This window comes from Comamonas antarctica, assembly GCF_013363755.1.
Lineage (GTDB): Bacteria > Pseudomonadota > Gammaproteobacteria > Burkholderiales > Burkholderiaceae_C > Comamonas > Comamonas antarctica.
In genome coordinates this window covers 3,362,710-3,384,302 of the sequence record NZ_CP054840.1, presented here as the reverse complement: position 1 = coordinate 3,384,302, position 21,593 = coordinate 3,362,710, and the positions used below count along the sequence as shown (strand labels likewise).

19 protein-coding genes are annotated in these 21,593 nt (G+C 65.6%); 8 read left to right on the top strand and 11 right to left on the bottom strand.

Going from position 1 to position 21,593, the window contains the following annotated elements; translation table 11 throughout:
• Window positions 1–49 precede the first annotated feature (49 nt).
• Window positions 50–1,795, top strand: a complete 1,746-nt coding sequence (locus HUK68_RS15645) for a proline--tRNA ligase (RefSeq protein WP_175505023.1) — start codon at window positions 50–52, stop codon at window positions 1,793–1,795.
• Between the two features lie 47 nt (window positions 1,796–1,842).
• Window positions 1,843–2,463: a lytic transglycosylase domain-containing protein gene (locus HUK68_RS15640; protein WP_244146359.1), complete on the top strand. Its 621-nt coding sequence runs from the start codon at window positions 1,843–1,845 to the stop codon at window positions 2,461–2,463.
• Here HUK68_RS15640 and paeA read toward each other — a convergent pair whose 3' ends face one another.
• The 5 genes from paeA to hemA all read right to left on the bottom strand — a co-directional run bounded on the left by paeA (window position 2,464) and on the right by hemA (window position 7,638).
• Window positions 2,464–3,783 carry a polyamine export protein PaeA gene (paeA, locus tag HUK68_RS15635; protein ID WP_175505022.1) on the bottom strand — a complete coding sequence of 440 codons (1,320 nt, stop codon included), beginning with the start codon at window positions 3,781–3,783 and terminating at the stop codon, window positions 2,464–2,466. It lies immediately after the preceding gene.
• A gap of 146 nt (window positions 3,784–3,929) precedes the next feature.
• On the bottom strand, window positions 3,930–4,253 hold the full coding sequence (gene grxD / locus HUK68_RS15630; protein WP_175505021.1) for a Grx4 family monothiol glutaredoxin: 324 nt from the start codon (window positions 4,251–4,253) through the stop codon (window positions 3,930–3,932).
• Window positions 4,254–4,309: 56 nt separating this feature from the next.
• Window positions 4,310–5,149: a peptide chain release factor N(5)-glutamine methyltransferase gene (gene prmC / locus HUK68_RS15625; RefSeq protein ID WP_175505020.1), complete on the bottom strand. Its 840-nt coding sequence runs from the start codon at window positions 5,147–5,149 to the stop codon at window positions 4,310–4,312.
• Window positions 5,146–6,228, bottom strand: coding sequence for a peptide chain release factor 1 (gene prfA / locus HUK68_RS15620; protein WP_175505019.1), 1,083 nt, complete (start codon window positions 6,226–6,228; stop codon window positions 5,146–5,148). Before prfA ends, prmC begins: the two co-directional genes overlap by 4 nt.
• A 111-nt stretch (window positions 6,229–6,339) precedes the next feature.
• On the bottom strand, window positions 6,340–7,638 hold the full coding sequence (gene hemA / locus HUK68_RS15615; RefSeq protein ID WP_175505018.1) for a glutamyl-tRNA reductase: 1,299 nt from the start codon (window positions 7,636–7,638) through the stop codon (window positions 6,340–6,342).
• Between the two features lie 72 nt (window positions 7,639–7,710).
• Here hemA and HUK68_RS15610 point away from each other — a divergent pair, with 72 nt between their 5' ends.
• On the top strand, window positions 7,711–7,989 hold the full coding sequence (locus HUK68_RS15610) for a hypothetical protein (protein ID WP_175505017.1): 279 nt from the start codon (window positions 7,711–7,713) through the stop codon (window positions 7,987–7,989).
• Here the strand turns inward: HUK68_RS15610 and HUK68_RS15605 are convergent.
• Window positions 7,942–8,883 (bottom strand): LysR substrate-binding domain-containing protein, encoded by a 942-nt coding sequence (locus tag HUK68_RS15605; protein WP_175505016.1) that lies wholly within the window; start codon window positions 8,881–8,883, stop codon window positions 7,942–7,944. The genes HUK68_RS15610 and HUK68_RS15605 overlap by 48 nt on opposite strands.
• A 115-nt stretch (window positions 8,884–8,998) precedes the next feature.
• On the opposite strand from HUK68_RS15605, the gene HUK68_RS15600 reads away from it, so the two are divergent.
• Both HUK68_RS15600 and HUK68_RS15595 read left to right on the top strand, forming a co-directional pair.
• The gene (locus HUK68_RS15600) at window positions 8,999–9,982 is read left to right on the top strand and encodes a tripartite tricarboxylate transporter substrate binding protein BugE (RefSeq protein ID WP_175505015.1); all 984 of its coding nucleotides are present in this window, start codon (window positions 8,999–9,001) and stop codon (window positions 9,980–9,982) included.
• On the top strand, window positions 9,982–10,878 hold the full coding sequence (locus tag HUK68_RS15595) for an N-formylglutamate amidohydrolase (RefSeq protein ID WP_175505014.1): 897 nt from the start codon (window positions 9,982–9,984) through the stop codon (window positions 10,876–10,878). The genes HUK68_RS15600 and HUK68_RS15595 overlap by 1 nt, the downstream gene beginning before the upstream one ends.
• A 43-nt stretch (window positions 10,879–10,921) precedes the next feature.
• Here the strand turns inward: HUK68_RS15595 and ugpQ are convergent, their stop codons facing one another.
• From ugpQ to ugpB, 5 genes are all read right to left on the bottom strand, one after another.
• A complete protein-coding gene (ugpQ, locus tag HUK68_RS15590) occupies window positions 10,922–11,677 on the bottom strand; it encodes a glycerophosphodiester phosphodiesterase (RefSeq protein ID WP_175505013.1) in 756 nt (251 codons plus the stop codon).
• A gap of 68 nt (window positions 11,678–11,745) precedes the next feature.
• The gene (locus HUK68_RS15585; protein WP_175505012.1) at window positions 11,746–12,756 is read right to left on the bottom strand and encodes a sn-glycerol-3-phosphate import ATP-binding protein UgpC; all 1,011 of its coding nucleotides are present in this window, start codon (window positions 12,754–12,756) and stop codon (window positions 11,746–11,748) included.
• 51 nt (window positions 12,757–12,807) lie between these two features.
• Window positions 12,808–13,656: a sn-glycerol-3-phosphate ABC transporter permease UgpE gene (gene ugpE, locus HUK68_RS15580; RefSeq protein WP_175505011.1), complete on the bottom strand. Its 849-nt coding sequence runs from the start codon at window positions 13,654–13,656 to the stop codon at window positions 12,808–12,810.
• 48 nt (window positions 13,657–13,704) lie between these two features.
• Window positions 13,705–14,586, bottom strand: a complete 882-nt coding sequence (gene ugpA / locus HUK68_RS15575; protein ID WP_175505010.1) for a sn-glycerol-3-phosphate ABC transporter permease UgpA — start codon at window positions 14,584–14,586, stop codon at window positions 13,705–13,707.
• Between the two features lie 217 nt (window positions 14,587–14,803).
• Window positions 14,804–16,111 (bottom strand): sn-glycerol-3-phosphate ABC transporter substrate-binding protein UgpB, encoded by a 1,308-nt coding sequence (ugpB, locus tag HUK68_RS15570; RefSeq protein ID WP_175505009.1) that lies wholly within the window; start codon window positions 16,109–16,111, stop codon window positions 14,804–14,806.
• Window positions 16,112–16,526: 415 nt separating this feature from the next.
• Between ugpB and HUK68_RS15565 the strand changes: the two genes are divergently transcribed.
• From HUK68_RS15565 to HUK68_RS15555, 3 genes are read left to right on the top strand one after another with little or no spacing between them, the layout of a single operon-like run.
• Complete coding sequence (locus tag HUK68_RS15565) at window positions 16,527–20,438, top strand: DUF3683 domain-containing protein (protein ID WP_175505008.1); 3,912 nt, start codon at window positions 16,527–16,529, stop codon at window positions 20,436–20,438.
• The gene (locus HUK68_RS15560; RefSeq protein WP_175505007.1) at window positions 20,435–20,869 is read left to right on the top strand and encodes an HIT family protein; all 435 of its coding nucleotides are present in this window, start codon (window positions 20,435–20,437) and stop codon (window positions 20,867–20,869) included. The genes HUK68_RS15565 and HUK68_RS15560 overlap by 4 nt, the downstream gene beginning before the upstream one ends.
• Window positions 20,870–20,894: 25 nt before the next feature.
• On the top strand, window positions 20,895–21,311 hold the full coding sequence (locus HUK68_RS15555; protein ID WP_175505006.1) for a gamma-butyrobetaine hydroxylase family protein: 417 nt from the start codon (window positions 20,895–20,897) through the stop codon (window positions 21,309–21,311).
• Window positions 21,312–21,593: the final 282 nt, after the last annotated feature.

Sequence of the window (21,593 nt, the reverse complement as noted above, 5' to 3'; positions counted from 1 at the left end):
CATGCCCCCGGCAAGCGCGCCCGCCTGATTTCCGCTGTACTGTCGCCCCATGAAAGCCTCTCAATTCTTCATCTCCACCTTCAAGGAAGCTCCGGCCGATGCCGAGGTGGTCAGCCACAAGCTCATGATGCGTGCGGGCCTGATCAAGCGCCTGGGTGCGGGCATCTACAACTACATGCCCATGGGCCTGCGCGTGATCCGCAAGGTCGAGGCCATCGTGCGCGAGGAGATGAATCGCGCCGGTGCCGTGGAGATCACCATGCCGGTGGTCCAGCCCGCCGAGCTGTGGCAGGAAACCGGCCGCTTCGAGAAGATGGGTCCCGAGCTGCTGCGCATCCAGGACCGCCATGGCCGTGACTTCGTCATTCAGCCGACCAGCGAGGAAGTGGTAACGGATATCGCGCGCCAGGAACTCCGCAGCCACAAGCAGTTACCCAAGAACCTCTACCAGATCCAGACCAAGTTCCGCGACGAGCGCCGCCCGCGCTTCGGTCTGATGCGTGGCCGCGAGTTCACCATGAAAGACGCCTACAGCTTCGACAAGAGCCGCGATGCGGCGCAAGTGAGCTACCAGAACATGCGCCAGGCCTACCAGCAGATCTTCGATCGCTTCGGCCTGCGCTACCGCGCCGTGCGCGCCGACAGCGGTGCGATCGGTGGCGACCTGAGCGAGGAGTTCCAGGTCATTGCCGCGACCGGCGAGGACGCGATCGTCTATTGCCCCGACAGCGATTACGCGGCCAATCTCGAAAAGGCCGAGGCACTCGCGCCCACGGGCACGCGCCCTGCGGCCTCGCTGCCCATGAGCCAGGTGGCGACACCGGGCAAGAGCACCTGCCCCGATGTGGCGGAGCTGCTGGGCGTGCCGCTGTCAACCACCGTCAAGTCGCTGGTGCTGGCCACCGATGAGCTCGACGACAAGGGCATCGTGGTCAAGAGCCAGGTCTGGCTGCTGCTGCTGCGCGGCGACCACGACATGAACGAGATCAAGGTCGGCAAGGTGCCCGGCCTCGACGCCGGTTTCCGCTTCGCGACACAGGCCGAGATCGAATCGCACTTCGGCTGCAAGCCCGGCTACCTGGGCCCGCTGAACCTGCTGCAGCCGGTGAACCTGGTGGTCGACCGCGATGTGGCGATCATGGCCGACTGGATCTGCGGCGCGAATGCCGAAGGCTTCCACATGATCGGCGTGAACTGGGGCCGCGACCTGCCCGAGCCCAGCGTCGTTGCCGATCTGCGCAATGTCGTGGCGGGCGACCTGTCGCCGGACGGCAAGGGCCAGCTGGCGATCGAGCGCGGCATCGAAGTCGGCCATGTGTTCTACCTCGGCGACAAATACTCCAAGGCCATGAACGCCACGTTCCTCGCCGAGAACGGCAAGCCTGCGTTCTTCGAGATGGGCTGCTACGGCATCGGCATCACGCGCCTGCCGGCTGCGGCCATCGAGCAGAACCATGACGAGCGCGGCATCATCTGGCCCGACGCGATCGCACCGTTCACCGTGGTGCTGTGCCCCATCGGCATGGCGCGCAGCGAAGCCGTGCAGGCCAGCGCCAGCGCGCTCTATGACGCGCTGCTCGCGCTGGGTGTCGATGTGATCCTCGACGACCGCGACGAGCGCCTGGGTGCGATGCTGGCCGACTGGGAACTGATCGGCGTGCCGCACCGCGTGGTGATTTCCGACCGCGGCCTGAAGGAAGGCACGGTCGAATACCAGCACCGCCGCGATACCGAAGCCACCAAGGTGGCGCAGGACGGCATCCTCGCCCATCTCAAGGGACGCCTGGGCCTGTGAACCCCGCCGGCCGCACCATCGCAGCGCTGCGGCCCCAAGCCGCGGGATTGCGACGGCGCGGCCTGCTTGCCGCGGTGCCGGCCTGGCTGGCCTTGCCGGCGCAGCCTGCGCACGCGGGCGGCCAGCTCGAGGAACCGCTGGCCGACTCGGTGCGCAGTGCGCTGCGCGCGGCCGTGGCCAGCGCCGGGCCGCCCGAGCTGCAGTTCGCGTCCACCGAAGCCAGGCTGTCCTATCTGCGCTGGCTCACGGCCATGAGCGACCGTCTGTACCGGCGCAAGCCCGACGATGCGTCGCGGCGCGAATTCCTGCAGACCATCTGGTACGAAGCGCGGCGCGCGGGCCTGGATGTGAGCCTGGTGCTGGGACTGGTCGAGGTCGAAAGCGCGTTCCGCAAATTCGCCATCTCCAGCGTCGGCGCGCGCGGCTATATGCAGATCATGCCGTTCTGGACGCGCGTGATCGGCGATGGCGACGCCGCAACGCTGTTCCACATGCAGACCAACCTGCGCTTCGGCTGCGTGATCCTGCGCCACTACCTGGACCGCGAGCGCGGCGACATGTTCATGGCGCTGGGCCGCTACAACGGCAGCCGCGGCCGGCCGCCTTATCCGAATGCGGTGTTCGCGGCGCAGCGCAAGTGGGCGTTCGATCCTGCAGGCCGGGCCTGATCAGTTCGACGCCGCCGCAGGCGCGGGCGCCTCGGGATCGATGCGCGAGACCATCACCTGGTCGATGCGGTAGCTGTCGACGTCCAGCACCTCGAACTTGTAGCCGCCCCAGTTCACGCTGTCGGTACGCCGCGGCACGCGGCGCAGCATCACCATCAGGAAACCGCCCAGCGTCTCGTATTCTTCCTCGTGCGGCAACTCGTCCAGCGACAACGCGCGCAGCACGTCCTGCACCGGCGTCACGCCGTCGATCAGCCAGGAGTTGGCATCGCGGCGCACGATCTGCTCCTCGTCGTCGGAGTCGATCATGTCGCCCATCACGGTGCTCATCACGTCGTTGAGCGTGACCACGCCGACCACCAGGCTGTATTCGTTGACGATGATGGCGAAGTCTTCGCGCACTTGGCGGAACTGGTCGAGCACCTCGGTCAGCGTGAGCCGGTCGGGGACCACCAGGGCCTTGTGCACCAGGCCCTCGTCGCGCAGGGAGATCGGCTGGTTGGTCAGCGCGCGCTGGAACAGGTCCTTGGCATCGACATAGCCCACCACATGGTCGATATCGCCATCGCAGACCGGGTAGGTCGAAAATGGCTCGGCGGCAATGCGCAGCCTCACCACCTCGTCGGAGTCGTCGCGCAGGAAATAGGCAATGCGGTCGCGCTGGGTCATGGCCGAAGACACCGTGCGCGACTCGAGCTCGAACACATTGGCGATCATCTGCTGCTCGCGCTGGCCCATCATGCCGGTGCGCGCACCGGCTTCGGTCATGGCCAGGATGTCGTCGGAAGTGATGCGCTCGTCGCGCTGCGTCGGCAGCTTGAACAGCTTGAAGATGCCGTCGGTACTGCGGCTGTAGAGCCAGACGATGGGCTTGAACAGCGTCATGCAGGTTTGCATGGGTCCGACCACGCGCAACGCCACGGCTTCGGACTCGGCCATGCTCAGGCGCTTGGGAATCAGGTCGGCAAACACGATGAACAACGACGTGATGATGAGAAATGACGCCAGGAAGCCGAGTGTTGCAGCCGTGCTCGCCGCAAACCAGAGTTCGAGCACGCGCGTGAAGTAAGGGCTGAAAGCGCCCTCGCCGACGATACCGCCGAGAATGGCGATCGCGTTCTGTCCAATCTGCACCACCGTGAAATAGTTGCCCGGCTGCTCCTGCATGCGCAGCACGGCGTCGGAGCGCGTGTCGCCCTCGTCGGCCAGCAGCCGCAGCCGCAGCCGCCGGGAGGCCGCCAGCGAGATCTCGGCCATGGAGAAGAAGGCGCTGAGGGCAATCAGCACGGCAACGGTGAACAGACTTTGGGACAGGCTCATAGGCAAAAGAACGAGATGCTGCGAAACAGCCCTCGCAGCAGGGACATTGGCGCCATTGCATCACAAAAGCGGTAGCTGCCGTGAAGGCGCGCAGCGCAAGCACAAAAAAACCGCCCTGGAGGGCGGTTAGCAGGAACAGGCCGGGCTCAGGCCTTGCTGTCGAGCAGTTGTTGCAGCTCGCCCGATTCGTACATCTCCATCATGATGTCCGAGCCGCCAATGAATTCGCCCTTGACATAGAGCTGGGGAATGGTCGGCCACTGGCTGTATTCCTTGATGCTCTGGCGGATTTCCTGGTCTTCGAGCACATTGACGGTGGCGATGGTCTTGGTGTCCACGCCGCAGGCCTTGAGGATCTGCAGCGCGCGGCCCGAGAAGCCGCACTGGGGGAAACTGGCGTTGCCCTTCATGAACAGCAGGATGTCGTTGGTCTTGACGAGTTCGTCGATGCGTTGGTGGGTAGTGCTCATGGTTGGCTCCAAAAGTGGGCGGCCGCGCGTGCGGCATGGGTACACCCGGGATTATTTCACTGTCTGCCCAGATCCGTCATGCACCCGCCGGTACAACGGGCAATGCCCGCCAGATCATTGCGGCTTTGCACCTGCGCAAAACCCGCAGTTTGCAGCAAAAGCTGCACCGCCGGCGCCTGGTCCCAGCCATGCTCGATCAGCAGCCAGCCGCCGGATGCCAGGTGCGCGGGCGCCTGCTCGACAATGGCGCGGATATCGTCCAGGCCATCGCGGCCACTGGCCAAAGCCGACAGGGGTTCGTGCGTCAGGTGGGTCAGATGGGGATCGTTGGCGGCAATATAAGGGGGGTTGGTGACGATCATGTCAAAAACCTGCGCGGGGGCGAGCGCTTCCAGCCATGAGCCCAGGGCAAACTGTACGCCCAGGTCGAGGCGCTGGGCATTCGCGCGCGCCACATCCAGTGCATCGGCGCTGGCGTCCACGGCCCATACCTCGGCATCCGGGCGCTCATGCTGCAACGCCAGCGCAATCGCGCCGCTGCCCGTGCCAAGGTCGACGATGCGCGGCGCGGGCCAGTCGCCCAGCACCTCCAGGGCCCAGTCGACCAACGTCTCGGTGTCGGGGCGCGGGTCGAGCACACGCGCATCGACCTGGAGCGCCAGGCCGTAGAACTCCTTGCGGCCCGTGAGATAGGCCACGGGCTCGCCCGCCAGCCGGCGTGCGCAGAGCGCATCGAAGGCCTGCTGCTGCGCGGGGGGCAGGGCATCGGTGTCGTGGGTCAACAACCAGGCGCGTCCGGCTTCGGGACGGCCCAGCACATGCAGCAGCAGCAACTGGGCGTCGATGCGCTCGAGGCCGGCCTGCTGCGCCTGGCGCAGGGCTTGCTGCAACGTCATGCGTTGACTTCCAGCTCGGCCAGCTGTTCGGCCTCGCGCGCATGCTGCAGTGCCTGCAGCACATCGCCGAGATCGCCTTCCATCACATACAGCAGCTTGTAGAGCGTGAGGTTGATGCGGTGGTCGGTGAGCCGGCCCTGGGGGAAGTTGTAGGTGCGGATGCGGTCGGAGCGGTCGCCGCTGCCGATCAGGCCCTTGCGCTGGGCGGCTTCCTTGGCGGCGCGTTCGCTGCGCTCCTTTTCCTGGATCCGCGCCTGCAGCACCTGCAGCGCCTTGGCCTTGTTGGCGTGCTGGCTGCGGCCGTCCTGGCATTCGGCGACGATGCCCGTGGGCAGGTGGACCACGCGCACCGCGGAGTCGGTCTTGTTGATGTGCTGGCCGCCGGCGCCGCTGGCGCGGAAGGTGTCGATGCGCAGGTCGGCCGGGTTCAGCGTGATGGCCTGGGCCTCGTCGGGTTCGGGCATCACGGCCACGGTGCAGGCGCTGGTGTGGATGCGGCCCTGGGTTTCGGTGGCCGGCACGCGCTGCACGCGGTGGCCGCCCGACTCGAAGCGCAGCGTGCCGTAGACCTGCTCGCCGGACACATGCAGCACGATTTCCTTGTAGCCGCCGATCTCGTTGTCGTTGGCGCTCATGACTTCGACCTTCCAGCCGATGCTTTCGCAGTAGCGCGTATACATGCGCGCCAGATCGGCCGCAAACAGCGCCGATTCGTCGCCGCCCGTGCCGGCGCGGATTTCCAGGTAGGCATCGCGCGCATCGTCGGGGTCCTTGGGCAGCAGCAGGCGCTGCAGCTCGTCTTCAAGCTGGGCCAGCTCGGCCGTGGCGCCGGCGATTTCCTCCTGCGCCATCTCGGCCATGTCGGGGTCGCCGAGCATTTCCTGCGCCGCGGCCAGATCGGCCTCGCGCTGCACGAAGCGCGCATAGCGCCCGGCCACGGCCGTGACCTCGGCGTGCTCGCGCGAAATCTTCCGGTACTGGGCCATGTCGGCCATGATGTCCTCGCGCGACAGCAGGAAGTCAAGCTCCTCGAGGCGCTGGGCGAAACGTTGCAGCTGGCTGCGGAGAAAGGTTTGCATGGCGAAGCAGGGCGGTTGCGCTATGCCGGGCATAGCTGGAGAAAAGGGCAACGGGACAGGCGCGCGCGGCGCAGAAAAGCCGGCGCGGGTGCGCCGCAGCAGGCCGCGTCGCTACAGCGTGCTCTTGCTTTGCGCGCGCAGGAACAGCCGCGAGACGGTCTGCACGGTCTGGGCACGCTGCTCGGCGTCACCCGAATGCAGCTCGGCCAGCGTGCCATGCAGCATTTTCTGCGTGAGGCCGCGCGACAGCGCTTCAAGCACGGCATCGATGTCCTCGCCCTTGGCCAGGCGCTTGCGGGCGCGCGCGATCTCGGCGGCGCGCCAGACATCGGTCTGCTCGTGCAGTTGCTGGATCAAAGGCACCACGCCGGCCTGCGGGCTGCGCTGGTCCATCCAGTGCAGGAAACTCTGCACGCCGCTGTCGATGATGGCTTCGGCCTGGGCCACGGCAGCCTGGCGGTGCGCCTGGGCGGTCTGCACCACATGCGCCAGGTCGTCGACGGTATACAGGTAGACGTCGCGCAGCGCCTTGACTTCGGGTTCGATGTCGCGCGGCACGGCCAGATCGACCATGAACATCGGCCGGTGCTTGCGCTTCTTCAGCGCGCGCTCGACCGCGCCCAGGCCGATGATAGGCAGGCTCGAGGCGGTGCAACTGATCACCGCATCGTATTCATGCAGGTGGTCGGGCAGCTCGGACAGGCGCATGACCTCGGCGCCGAAACGCGCGGCCAGCTTCTCGCCGCGCTCCATGGTGCGGTTGGCAATCGTGATGTGCTGCGGGTTCTTCGCGGCAAAGTGCGTGGTGGCGAGCTCGATCATCTCGCCGGCGCCGACGAACAGGATGCGGATCTTGCCCAGGTCCTCGAACAGCTGGCCGGCCAGGCGCACGGCGGCTGCGGCCATGCTGATGCTGTGCTCGCCGATCTCGGTCGAGCTGCGCACTTCCTTGGCGACCGCGAAGCTGCGCTGGAACAGCTGGTTGAGCGTGGTGCCCAAGGCGCCCGCGGTCTCGGCGGCGCGTACCGCGTTCTTCATCTGGCCCAGGATCTGCGCCTCGCCCAGCACCATCGAGTCGAGGCCGCTGGCCACGCGGAACGCATGGCGCGCGGCCAGGCCTTCTTCGAGCTGGTAGGAGTGCGAGCGCAGCACGTCGGGGCTCACGCCGCCGCTGCGCGCCAGCCAATCGAGCGTATGGCCGATGGCCGGCGTGTTGGCGGCGCAATAGATCTCGGTGCGGTTGCAGGTCGACAGGATGGCGGTTTCGACGCTGTCGTGCTGGCCGCCACCCGCCAGCGACTGGCGCAGGCCTTGCAGCGTCGGCGCGATCTGGTCGAGCGCAAACGCAAAACGACCCCGCAAATCAAGCGGAGCCGTGTGGTGGTTGATGCCTAACGCCCAGACTGCCATAGAACGCCATTATAAAATTTATGCGCCAGCTTGGCATCCTCCGCTTTCATAAGCCTTGATCTAGGTCATTCCATGGGTTTCGCCGCCGCGCTCGCACATCTGCTGAATTTCGTTGCTCCGGCCCTGCTGCTGGCTCTGGGGCTGGCTGCGGCTGCGCGCCTTCTGGCACCGAAAACCATGCAGATCACTGGCTGGTGGCAGCAGGTTGCTATCAATTTCACAGTCGGCAGCGGCGTGCTGCTGGCCGGGCTGGCCTGGTTCGGGAGCGATGGCAAGCTCGCCACCTATGGCGCGCTGGTGCTGCTATGTGCTTGCTGCCAGTGGGTTCTCTCGGGCGGCTGGCGCCGCTGAGGACGGCAGCGCGGCCTGCTCCAGCAGCCAGCCGCGAAAATCCAGCAGCGCCGGCGCCGGTGCGCGGCCCGCAGGCCGGCACAGGAAGTAGCCGCGCTCGATCTGCACCGGCTGGTCGATGGCCACCACGATGCGGCCCGCGGCGAGGTCGTCATCGATCAGGCAGCGCTGCACCACGGCCACGCCCATGCCGGCAATCACTGCCTGCACCAGCATCGACACCAGTTCGAAGTCGGCCGCGGGCGCTGGCACTTCGCCTGGCCAGCCGGCATGCGCTGCCCACTGCGCCCAGTTGCGCGGGTAATTGGTGTGCGCCAGCAGCGGGCGGCGCAGCAGGTCGGCGGCGCTGCGGATGGCGCTCGCACCCTCCAGGTCCCGGGGACGGCAGATCGGCACCAGTTCGCGTCCGACGATGTAGTCGGCGGCGATGTGCGCAGGCCAGGGGTCCTGGCCGATGCGCAGCCAGCCGTCGATTTCGGGCGCGCTCAGAGGGTCGTCGCGGCGGTACGGCGCAAACGACAGCATGACGCCGGGAAACCGCGCGCTGAAATCGGGCAGCCGCGGAATCAGCCAGTGGCTGAACAGCGTGGGTGTGGCCGACAGCCGCAGCTGCATGCCCGGCTGCGGGCGGCGCAGATGGGCCGAAGCCGATTCAATGGTCACGATGGCCGGCCCGACCGCATCGAGGTAGGCGCGGCCCGCGGCGGTGAGCACGCTGCGCCGGCCCTGGCGCTCGAACAGCGCCACGCCCAGATGCTCCTCCAGCCGCGCAATGGCCCGGCTGATCGCTCCTTGCGTCACATGCAGGTCGTCGGCCGCAAGCGAGTAGTTGCCCAGGCGCGCTGCCGTGGCAAAGGCGTGCAGTTCGGACAGGGAAGGGGAGTGCATGCGCATGGCGCGGCAATTATGACGGCTGGTAATAGTTGCTTTGCCATTTTGTCGCTTTTCGCCGCATGGCCCGCTGCCGAGAATCTGTGCTTCATAACCACATTCCAAAGAGAGACCCCCGATGGCCCTGCGTCGTACCCTGTTGTCCAGCCTTGCCGCCTGCGCTGCCGGCGCCGTGCTGGCGCCTCTGGCCCATGCCCAGGCCGACTATCCCAACCGTCCGCTGCGCCTGATCGTGCCGTTTGGCGCAGGCGGCTCGACCGACATGGTCGCACGCCTGCTGGCCGACAAGATGGGCCAGGTGCTGGGCAAGCCCATCGTGGTCGAGAACCGCGGCGGCGCGGGCGGATCGATCGGCGCCGACGCGATTGCCAAGGCCGCGCCCGATGGCTACACCATCGGCATGGCCACGGTGTCCACGCATGGCGCCAACCCGGCCATCATGGCCAAGCTGCCCTACAGCGCGACCAAGGACTTTGCGCCGATCACCAACGTGATGTCGGTGCCCAGCGTGTTCGTGGTGCACAGCAGCGTGCCGGCGAAAACCATGCCGGAATTCATTGCGCTGGCCAAGGCCAGCCCCGGCAAGTACACCTTCGCCTCGCCCGGCACGGGCTCGCTGGGCCACGCCAACATCGAGAACTTCATGAACCTCGCGGGCATCGACCTGCTGCACATTCCCTACAAGGGCGCGGGCCAGGCGATCAACGACGCGCTCGCGGGCCAGGTCTCGGCCATGACCGACAACCTGCCCTCGACGCTGCCGCACATCAAGTCCGGCAAGCTGCGCCCGCTGGCCGTGCTGGCGCTCAAGCGCAGCGAGGTGCTGCCCGATGTGCCGACCTATGCCGAACTGGGCTATCCCGGCATGGGCGACGGCGGCTGGTTCGGCCTGGTCGCGCCCGCGGGCACGCCGCCGGCCATCATCGCCAAGCTCAATGCCGCGGCGCACAAGGTCATGGCCATGCCCGACTACCTGGAAAAGCAAAAGGGCATCTCGGGCGAATCCATGGGCAACACGCCCGCCGAGTTCGGCAAGCAGATCACGGCCGCGATCGAGCGCTACACCGCCGTTGCCAAGCGCGCCAACATCCGCATTGATTGATGCAGCTGCCTGACTTCCTGCAACCCCGGCCGTGCACTCCGGTCGAGGTCTTCGCGCCCTGCGCGCCAGCGCTGCCGCTGGTCTGCGACTCGCCGCACAGCGGCACCGCCTACCCCGCAGATTTCGGCCATTGCGTGCCGATGGAGTTGCTGCGCCGCGGCGAGGACACCGATGTGCACCGGCTGTGGCAGCGCTGGCCGGCGCATGGCGCGACGCTGCTGGCGGCGACCTTTCCGCGCACCTATATCGACGTCAACCGCTCGGCCGACGATATCGACCCGGAGCAGCTCGAGTCGGAATGGCCGACGCCGCTTGCGCCGGGCATCAAGACGCGCCAGGGGCTGGGCTTGATCTGGCAGCGCATCGTGCGCGACGGCGTGGCCACGCCGCTCTACGACCGCAAGCTCGGCGTGGCCGAGGTGCAGTCGCGGCTGCTGCGCTACTGGCATCCGTACCACCGCGCGCTGCAGCAGGCCATCGACGACAGCGTCGCGCGCTTCGGCGGCGTCTGGCATCTGAACCTGCATTCGATGCCCAATGACGTCTATCGCCGGCTGGGCCGCACGGACGCCCAACTGGCTGACTTCGTGCTGGGCGACCGCGACGGCACGACCTGCGCGCCCGGGTTCATCCGGCTGGTCGGCGAGCTGCTGCAGTCCGGCGGCTACAGCGTCGCCTACAACGAGCCCTACAAAGGGGTGGAGCTGATCGGCCGCATCGGCCAGCCGCAGCTCAACCGTCACAGCCTGCAGATCGAGATCCGCCGCCCGATCTACATGGATGAAGACACGCGCGAGCCCAATGCCGGCTTCGCGCCGCTGCAGGCGCATCTGGAAAAGGTGATGCAGGGCGTGGCCGAGCATGTGCGCGCGCAACTGCCGCTGCGCCGCCCATGAAAAATCCCGGCCATGGCCGGGATTCCTTCTTGCGGGGCGGTGATCAGGCCGCGGGACTGAACAGATCCACCCGGTCGCTGATGATGCCGTCCGTGCCCAGGTCCAGCAGCCGCTGCACGGCCCAGTCGTCGTTGACCGTGTAGCTGATGCAGCGCATGCCCAGGTCGTGGACCTGCTGCACGCGCCCGGCATCCCACAGCGCGTGGTTGAAGACCATGGCCACGCAGCCCAGGTCTTGCGCCGTCTGGAAGTCGGCGTCGCCCTCAGCCAGCTTGTCGACCAGCAGGCCGCGCGGGATGTGCGGCGCGGCTTGCCGGGCGGCCTGCAGCGCCGCGGGCTTGAACGAGGTGAAGAACGGCTGGACGATGTCGCGCGGCCAGATGCGGTTCATCAGCTCGGCGACCACGCGCCCGGTTTCGGCTTCCTGGCCGGGCGTGGGCTTGATCTCGACGTTCAGGAAGAAATGGTTGGCCAGGCACCAGCGCGCGAGCGCCTCGAGCGTGGGCAGGGCCTCGCCCGCGTAGGCGCGCGAATGCCAGCTGCCGGCGTCGAGCTGGGCGATCTCTCCCAGGCTCAGCGCGCTGCCCGTGCCGCGGCCGTTGGTGGTGCGCTCGAGCGTCGCGTCATGCAGCAGAAAGGGCACGCCGTCGCTGCTGAGCTTGGCGTCGCATTCGAACATGCGCCAGCCATGCGCCGCGCCCAGGCGGAAGGCGCTCATGGTGTTCTCGGGGGCGAGCTTACCGGCGCCGCGGTGGGCGATCCAGCGGGGATAGGGCCAGGAAGTAGAGGGGGCGGTCATCGCAGATCCAGTAAAAGTCGATGGGGAATGTGAAAAGAGAGCCGCTAGGGCTCTCTTCGGGGCAGTGCTTAGATGCGCTTTCCTGTTTCAGCGTTGAACCAGTGCAGCCGGCGCTCTTCACGGGGTTGGATGCGGATGGTGTCGCCGGCCTTGGGGAAGGATTGGGCTTCCTCGATGCGCACGGTGACCATTTCACCGCCCACGGTGCCGTAGACCAGGCGCTCGGCGCCCAGCAGTTCGACGGTGATGACGTCCATTTCCCAGCCGCCGCTGGCAACGATGTCGATGTGCTCGGGGCGGATGCCCAGGATCTGGCCGGCGCGGCCGCCCGGAGCGTTCTTCAGCAGGTTCATCGGCGGCGAGCCGATGAAGCTCGCAACGAAGGTCGTGGCCGGGGTGTTGTAGACCTCTTCGGGCGTGCCGAACTGGTCCATGACGCCGCCGTTCATCACGATCATGCGCTGCGCCAGCGTCATGGCTTCGACCTGGTCGTGGGTCACGAACAGGCTGGTGATGCCCAGCTCGTTGTGCAGCTTCTGGATCTCGATGCGGGTCTGCGCGCGCAGCTTGGCGTCGAGGTTGGACAGCGGTTCGTCGAACAGGAAGACCTTGGGCTGGCGCACGATGGCGCGGCCCATGGCCACGCGCTGGCGCTGGCCGCCGGACAGCTGGCGCGGCTTGCGGTCGAGCAGGTGGCCCAGCTCGAGGATCTTCGCGGCCTTGTCGACGCGCTGCTTGATCTCGTCGGCCGGCACCTTGGCGATCTTCAGGCCGTAGGCCATGTTTTCGTAGTTCGTCATGTGCGGGTACAGCGCATAGTTCTGGAAAACCATGGCGATGTCACGCTGGGCGGGCTCGAGGTTGTTGACCACGCGGTCGCCGATGCTGATGTCGCCGCCGGAGATTTCTTCCAGGCCGGCAATCATGCGCAGCAGCGTCGACTTGCCGCAGCCCGAGGGGCCGACGATGACGATGAATTCGCCGTCCTTGATGTCGGCGTTGACGCCGTGGATCACGGGCACTGCGGTCTTGCCGCTGCCGTAGCGCTTGACGACGTTCTTGAGGGTAATGGATGCCATGGGAGTATTCGTTCAGATCGTTCGTAGATTCAAAAGGAGCGGATGCAGGGCTTACTTCTCGGTATCGACCAAGCCCTTCACGAACCACTTCTGCATCAGCATCACCACGGCCGCGGGCGGCAGCATGGCGACGATGGCGGTGGCCATCACGATGTTCCAGTCAACAGCGGCTTCGCCACCGGCCAGCATGCGCTTGATGCCGATCACCACCGGGTACATGTCTTCGCTGGTGGTCATCAGCAGCGGCCACAGGTATTGGTTCCAGCCATAGATGAACTGGATCACGAACAGCGCCGCGACCGAAGTCTTGGACAGCGGCACCAGCACGTCCTTGAAGAAGCGCATCGGGCCCGCGCCGTCGATGCGCGCGGCTTCGACCAGCTCGTCCGGCACCGTCAGGAAGAACTGGCGGAACAGGAAAGTGGCGGTGGCCGAGGCAATCAGCGGCAGCGTGAGGCCGGCGTAGCTGTTGAGCATGCCGAGTTCGGCGACGACCTTGTAGGTCGGCAGGATGCGCACTTCCACGGGCAGCATCAGCGTCAGGAAAATCGCCCAGAAGCACAGCATCTTGAACGGGAAGCGGAAGTAGACGATGGCAAATGCCGACAGCAGCGAGATCGCGATCTTGCCGACGGTGATGACCATCGCGGTCACGAAGCTGACCCACATCATGTGCATGACGTTGGTGTTCGAGCCCAGCTTGCCCGAGCCGAACAGCGCGGCCTGGTAGTTTTCCCACAGGTGCGCGCCGGGCAGCAGCGGCATCGGGGACTGGACGATCGCATCCGCGGTGTGCGTGGATGCGACAAAGGCCAGGTACAGGGGGAAGGCCACGATCAGCACGCCCACGATCAGCACGAGGTGGGAGAGGACGGTGATCCAGGGACGGCGGTCAACCATGGGAGGACTCCAGATTCACAAAGAGAGGTGCGGCAGAGAGGGCGGACATCAGTACTGCACCTTCTTTTCGACATAGCGGAACTGCACCACCGTCAGCACCACCACGATGACCATCAGGATCACCGACTGGGCTGCGGAGCTGCCCAGGTCCAGCGACTTGAAGCCGTCCTGGTAGACCTTGTAGACCAGGATCGAGGTCGACTGGCCGGGGCCGCCGGCCGTCGCCGCGTCGATGATGCCGAAGGTATCGAAGAACGCGTAGACGATGTTGATCACCAGCAGGAAGAAGGTGGTCGGCGACAGCAGCGGCAACTGGATGTTCCAGAAGCGGCGCCATGGGCCGGCACCGTCGATGGACGCGGCCTCGATCAGCGACTTGGGGATCGACTGCAGGCCGGCCAGGAAAAACAGGAAGTTGTACGAGATCTGCTTCCACACCGAAGCCAGGACCACCAGCGCCATGGCCTGGTTGTCGTTCATGATGTGGTTCCAGTTGTAGCCCAGCTCGCCCAGGTAGTGGGCCACGACGCCCAGCGAGGGCGAGAACATGAACATCCACAGCACGCCGGCAATGACCGGAGCCACGGCGTAGGGGACGATCAGCAGGGTCTTGTAGAGCATGGCCGCACGCACGATGCGGTCGGCAAAGATCGCCAGGATCAGCGATACCGAAATCCCCAGGCCCGCCACCAGCACCGAGAACAGTGCGGTGCGCATGAAGGAATTGAGGTAGGTCGGATCGTCCAGCAGGTTGGCGAAGTTCTCCAGGCCGACCCATTCCGTGCTCATGCCGAAGGCATCTTCGATCTGGAACGACTGGAGCACGGCCTGGCCTGCAGGCCAGAAGAAGAAGATGCCAATGATCAGCAGCTGGGGCAGCAGCAAGACCCAGGGCAGCCATGTAGAGCGGAAAAGTACGCGTTTTTCCATGGGGTTCACAAACAAAAAAAACCGCCGAACCCCTTGTCTTGGGATTCGGAGGATTGGAAGGCGCTGGCCACCACGGGTGTAAAAAGCGAATCTAAACGAACCGAGTCGAAACGCTTAATCCAGCGAATATGCGCGTATTGTGCCTAGCTGGCAGCGGCTGTGCCAGCGTAAAAACCGCTAGGCCCTCAAATAAAGGGCTTTAGCTTGTATAAATTGCTTACTTCTTGTTGGCGCGCTCGAAACGCACCAGCAGTTCGTCGCCACGCTTGACGATGGAGTCCAGCGCGTCCTTGGCGGACTTCTTGCCGCTCCAGACCTGTTCGAGTTCTTCGTCCTCGATGGTGCGGATCTGCACGTAGTTGCCCAGGCGGATGCCGCGCGAGTTGTCGGTGACCTTGCGGATCATCTGTTGCACGGCCACATCGGTGCCGGGGTTCTTCTGGTAGAAGCCCGACTTTTCCGTCAGGTCGTAAGCCGCCATGGTGACCGGCAGGTAGCCGGTGCGCTGGTGGCTCGCGGCCTGGACCTTGCTCTGCGACAGGAAGTCGAAGAACTTGGCCACGCCCTTGTACTCTTCGGCCTTCTTGCCGGCCATGACCCACAGCGAGGCACCGCCGATGACGGTGTTCTGCGGCGCGCCCTTGACATCGGGGTAGTAGGGCAGGGGAGCCAGCGCGTAGGCGAACTTGGCGTTCTTGGCCACGTCGCCGTAGAAGCCCGACGAGGTCTGGATCATGGCGCATTCACCCGAGGTGAACGAAGCCTGGGCCGAGGAGGCGCGGCCCTTGTAGACGAATTCGCCGGCGGCGGCAGCCTTGCCCAGCGCGTCGATGTGCTTGACGTGCAGCGGCGAGTTGATCTTCAGGCGCGCGTCCATGCCGGCCAAGCCGTTGGACTTGGTGGCGAACTCGACGTTGTGCCAGGTCGAGAAGCTCTCGAGCTGGGTCCAGCCTTGCCAGGCCAGCGTCATCGGGCAGCTGTGGCCGCTGGCCTTGAGCTTCTTGGCGGCTTCGAACACTTCGGGCCAGGTCTTGGGCGCGACGTCGGGGTTCAGGCCGGCCTTCTTGAAGGCGTCCTTGTTGTAATAGAAGATCGTGGTCGAGCTGTTGAACGGGAAGCTCAGCATCTGGCCGTTGGGCGCGGTGTAGTAGCCAGCGACGGCGGGGATGTAGGCCTTGGGGTCGAACGTCAGGCCGGCGTCGGTCATGACCTTGCCCACGGGCACGGTGGCGCCCTTGGAAGCCATCATGGTCGCGGTGCCGACTTCGAACACTTGCAGGATGTGGGGCGCGTTGCCCGAGCGGAAGGCGGCGATCGCGGCCGTCATGCTTTCGTCGTAGACACCCTTGAAGGTGGGTACGACCTTGTATTCCTTCTGGCTTTCGTTGAACTGCTTGGCCAGGTCATTGACCCACTCGTTGTTCACGGCCGTCATCGAATGCCACCACTGGATTTCGGTTTGGGCTTGGGCAGAGGCGCAGGTGGCGGCGATGGCCGCAGCAATGGCCAAAGATTTGAAATGCATGAAGACTCCTGGGGTCAGTCGAAGGAACAATCCGCCCATGCTAGGCAGGACGTGTGACAGATTTGTGTCCTGATTGTGCGCATATGCCGCTGGTCACATCAACGCGTAAACCCGAAATCCGCTGGAGCGGGCCGAGGATTTGTGGCAAAAATATGAAAGAGGCGTAACGCGGGCGTGTTGGCATTCTAGGGCCCGCAACCCGGTTGACCAGCGCGACGACCTAGGGAAAACACCGATTGCGACTGCATCGATTGCGTTCCTTTTGCGCTCCTTTGTGCGCGCTTTTGATCGCTGCAAACGCCCGCGGCGCCGGGGGCCATCGCCGGGGTGGATGCATAAGGTAACAGTCCACCGCTTAAAATCCATATCCCCCATGGTCAAAGGGCGTACCAAACGCCCAACACGGTCTACCTCCATGAATCTTCCGATTGCGCAGGCCGCCTTGCTCGCCAAGGCCGCCGAACCTGCCCGTCTCCGAGAAATCCCCTATAACTACACCTCGTTCTCCGACCGGGAGATCGTGATCCGGTTGCTGGGCACGTCCATGTGGGATGTATTGAACCAGCTGCGCGAGGAGCGCCGCACGGGCCGCTCGGCACGCATGTTGTACGAGGTGCTGGGCGATATCTGGGTGGTGCAGCGCAACCCCTATCTGCAAGACGATCTGCTGGACAACCCCGACCGCCGCAAGGCGCTGGTCGATGCGCTCCAGCACCGCCTGGCCGAGGTCGACAAGCGGCGCGAGCCCGGCATGGATGCCGAGCGCGACGCGCTGGTGGGCCAGCTGGTCGAGGCCGCACGCGGCGCGATCGCTGAATTCAATACCACCTTCGAGGCCGCCGCCGAGCTGCGCCGGCGCGTGCAGCGCACGCTCAAGCGCCTCACGGCCAAGGACAACATCAAGTTCGACGGCCTGTCGCGCGTGAGCCACGTGACGGACGCCACCGACTGGCGCGTCGAGTATCCGTTCGTGGTGCTGACTCCCGATACCGAGGCCGAGATGGCCGGTCTGGTCAAGGGCTGCATCGAGCTGGGGCTGACCATCATTCCGCGTGGGGGCGGCACGGGCTACACCGGCGGCGCGATTCCGCTGACCTGGCGCAGCGTGGTGATCAACACCGAGAAGCTCGAGGCCATGACCGAGGTCGAGATGCTGCGCATTCCCGGCCAGGAGCAGGAAGTCGGCACGATCTGGACCGAAGCCGGCGTGGTCACGCAGCGCGTGGCGGATGCGGCCGAGCGCGGCGGCTTCGTGTTTGCCGTCGACCCGACCTCGGCCGAGGCGTCGTGCATCGGCGGCAACGTGGCGATGAATGCGGGCGGCAAGAAGGCCGTGCTGTGGGGCACGGCGCTCGACAACCTGGTCAGCTGGCGCATGGTCACGCCCAACGCGCAGTGGCTCGAAGTCACGCGCACCGACCACAACATGGGCAAGATCCACGATGCCGAGGTCGCGACGTTCGAGCTGCGCTATTTCGAAGCCGATGGCAAGACGCCGGTGCGCAGCGAGACGCTGAGCATTCCCGGCAAGAGCTTCCGCAAGGAAGGCCTGGGCAAGGACGTGACCGACAAGTTCCTGTCGGGGCTGCCAGGCATCCAGAAGGAAGGCTGCGACGGCCTGATCACCAGCGCGCGCTGGGTCGTGCACCGCATGCCCCAGCACACGCGCACCGTCTGCATGGAGTTCTTCGGCAATGCCAAGGACGCGGTGCCGAGCATCGTCGAGATCAAGGACTTCATGTTCGCCGAGCAAAAGCGCTCGGGCGTGCTGCTGGCCGGCCTCGAACACCTGGACGACCGCTACCTCAAGGCCGTGGGCTATGCGACCAAGAGCAAGAAGGGCAACGGCCATCTGCCGAAGATGGTGCTGCTCGGCGACATTGCCGGCGACAACGCCGACGACGTGGCGCGCGTGGCGGCCGAGGTCGTGCGCATCGCCAACTCGCGCAATGGCGAAGGCTTCACGGCCGTGAGCGCTGAGGCGCGCAAGAAGTTCTGGCTCGACCGCAAGCGCACGGCCGCGATCTCGCGCCACACCAACGCCTTCAAGATCAATGAAGACGTGGTGATTCCGCTGCCGCGCATGGCCGAGTACACCGACGGCATCGAGCGCATCAACATCGAGCTGAGCCTGCGCAACAAGATCCAGCTGTGCGACGCGCTGCATGACTTCTTCGCGCACGGCAACCTGCCGCTGGGCAAGCAGGACGACGCGGGCGAGATCCCTTCGGCCGAACTGCTCGAAGACCGCGTGCAGCAGGCGCTGGAGCTGATTGCCGGCGTGCGCGCCGAGTGGGCCGGCTGGCTGGCCGATGTCGAAGCGCTGTTCCCGCAGCTGCAGGACCACAGCCTGCGCGCGAGCTGGAAAACGCAGCTGCGCGCGCCGCTGGCGCAGGTGTTCTCGGGCGGCGCGTTCAAGCCCATCCTCGACGAGATCCAGGCCATCCACCAGAAGGTGCTCAAGGGCCGTGTCTGGGTGGCGCTGCACATGCATGCCGGCGACGGCAACGTGCACACCAATATTCCGGTCAACAGCGACAACTACGAGATGCTGCAGACCGCGCACGAGGCCGTGGCGCGCATCATGGTGCTGGCGCGCAGCCTCGACGGCGTGATCTCGGGCGAGCATGGCATCGGCATCACCAAGCTCGAATTCCTCACGGACGAGGAACTGGCGCCGTTTGCCGCCTACAAGCAGCGCGTCGACCCCGAGGGCCGCTTCAACAAGGGCAAGCTGATCCGCGACGCCCACCTCACGGCGGGCGAGATGGCGCACGACGGGCAGGCGGCGCGCGAATCGCTGATGTATTCGGACCTGACCAATGCCTATACGCCGAGCTTCGGCCTGATGGGCCATGAATCGCTGATCATGCAGCAGTCCGATATCGGCGCGATTGCCGATTCGGTCAAGGACTGCCTGCGCTGCGGCAAGTGCAAGCCGGTCTGCGCCACGCACGTGCCGCGCGCCAGCCTGCTCTACAGCCCGCGCAACAAGATCCTCGCGACCTCGCTGCTGGTCGAGGCCTTCCTCTACGAGGAACAGACGCGGCGCGGCGTGTCGCTCAAGCACTGGCAGGAATTCGAGGACGTGGCCGACCACTGCACGGTGTGCCACAAGTGCTTCAATCCCTGCCCGGTGAAGATCGACTTCGGCGACGTGACCATGAACATGCGCAATCTGCTGCGCAAGATGGACAAGAAGAGCTTCAATCCGGGCAACAAGCTCACGATGACCTTCCTGAACGCGACCAACCCGGACACCATCAAGGTGATGCGCCAGGCCATGGTCGGCGTCGGCTTCAAGGCCCAGCGCCTGGCCGTGGACGTGTTCAAGGCCGTGGGCCGCAAGCAGACCAATCATCCGCCGTCGACGGTGGGCAAGCCGCCGCTCAAGGAGCAGGTGATCCACTTCGTCAACAAGAAGCTGCCGGGCGGCCTGCCGAAGAAGACCGCGCGCGCGTTGCTGGACATCGAGAACAAGGACTACGTCCCGATCATCCGCAATCCCAAGACCACGCAGGCGGAAACCGAGGCGGTGTTCTACTTCCCGGGCTGCGGCTCGGAGCGCCTGTTCAGCCAGGTCGGCCTGGCCACGCAGGCCATGCTGTGGCACGCAGGCGTGCAGACCGTGCTGCCGCCGGGCTACCTGTGCTGCGGCTACCCGCAGCGCGGCAGCGGCCAGTTCGATGTCGCGGACAAGATGATCACGGACAACCGCGTGCTGTTCCACCGCGTGGCCAACACGCTCAACTACCTCGATATCAAGACCGTGGTGGTGAGTTGCGGAACCTGCTACGACCAGCTCCAGGGCTACGAGTTCGACAAGATCTTCCCGGGCAGCCGGATCATCGACATCCACGAGTTCCTGCTGGAAAAGGGCATCACGCTGGGCCAGGCCGGTGGTTACCTGTACCACGACCCCTGCCATACGCCAATGAAGCTGCAGGACCCGATGAAGACCGTCAAGGGCCTGATGGGCGACCAGGTGCTCAAGAGCGAGCGCTGCTGCGGCGAGTCGGGCACGCTGGGCGTGAGCCGGCCCGACATCTCGACGCAGATCCGCTTCCGCAAAGAGGAGCAACTGCGCAAGGGCGAGGCCGAACTCAAGGCCAACGGCGCGCTCGCGGCCGACGACAACGTCAAGATCCTGACCAGCTGCCCGAGCTGCCTGCAAGGCCTGAGCCGCTACGGCGACGACCTGCAAAACGGCTTGCTCGAAGCCGACTACATCGTGGTCGAGATGGCGCGCAAGATCCTGGGCGAGAACTGGATGCCCGAATACGTCGCGCGCGCCAACGCCGGCGGCATCGAACGGGTGCTGGTATGAGCGAGCGCAACTGCGTGCTGTGCACCACGCCGGGCGGAGCGCTGGTCTGGCAGGGCGCGCGCTTGCGCGTGATCCGTGCCGACGAACCGGGGTTCCCGGCGTTCTACCGCGTGGTCTGGACCGACCACGCGGCCGAGTTCTCCGACCTGTCGCGTGACGAGCGCGTGCTGTGCATGGAGGTCGTGGCGGCCGTCGAGAGCGTGCTGCGTGCGCAGTTGCAGCCGACCAAGATCAATCTCGCGGCGCTGGGCAACATGGTGCCGCACCTGCACTGGCATGTGGTGGCGCGCTTTGAGTGGGACAGCCACTTTCCCGCGCCGATCTGGGCCGCGGCCCAGCGCGAACGCCCCCTGGAGCAGGAGGCCGCAATCGCGGCGCGCCTGTCCGAAGTGGATGCGCTGCTCGTGGCAGCATTGCAGCCCTGGTCTTGAACTTTTTACCAACACAGGTGACGCCATGGCAGGCTTGAAGTCCACAACCCCGACCCCCAAATCGCTGACCGTGCATGGCGCCTCGCGCGTGCTCGAAGTCGGCTACTCCGATGGCGCGCAGTTCCGGCTGCCGTTCGAGCTGCTGCGCGTCTATTCGCCCTCGGCCGAAGTCCAGGGCCACGGCCCGGGCCAGGAAGTGCTGCAGTACGGCAAGCGCCATGTCGAGATCGTGGCCGTCGAGCCGGTGGGCAACTACGCGATCAAGCCGGTCTTCAGCGACGGCCACGAAAGCGGCCTGTTCACCTGGGCCTACCTCTACGAGCTGGGCAGCCAGCAGGACGAGCTGTGGGCGCAATACCTGCAGCGGCTGGAAGCCGCGGGCGTGGACCGGGATACGCCGATGCCGCCAAAATCCTCGGGCCACGGCTGCTCGAGCCACTGAGCAGGCCAGGCCTCGTCGTGAGCGCGGGCCGTTCATGGTTCGACAGGCTCACCGCGAACGGGGGCAGGCTCATCACGAACGGGGGCAGGCTCACCGCGAATGGGGGGCAGGGTCACCCAATGGGCTAAGGACAATCCCCTGGGCAGGCAGCGCCGGATGCTATATTAATAGTAGCTTCAGCCGCAGAATCAGCCTGCGCTGTAGACGAATTTCCATTTTGATGCAGGCCTGGCAAGCCCTGCGACGCCACGGGGTTGTCGCTGTACGCCAGGCGCATGCTCG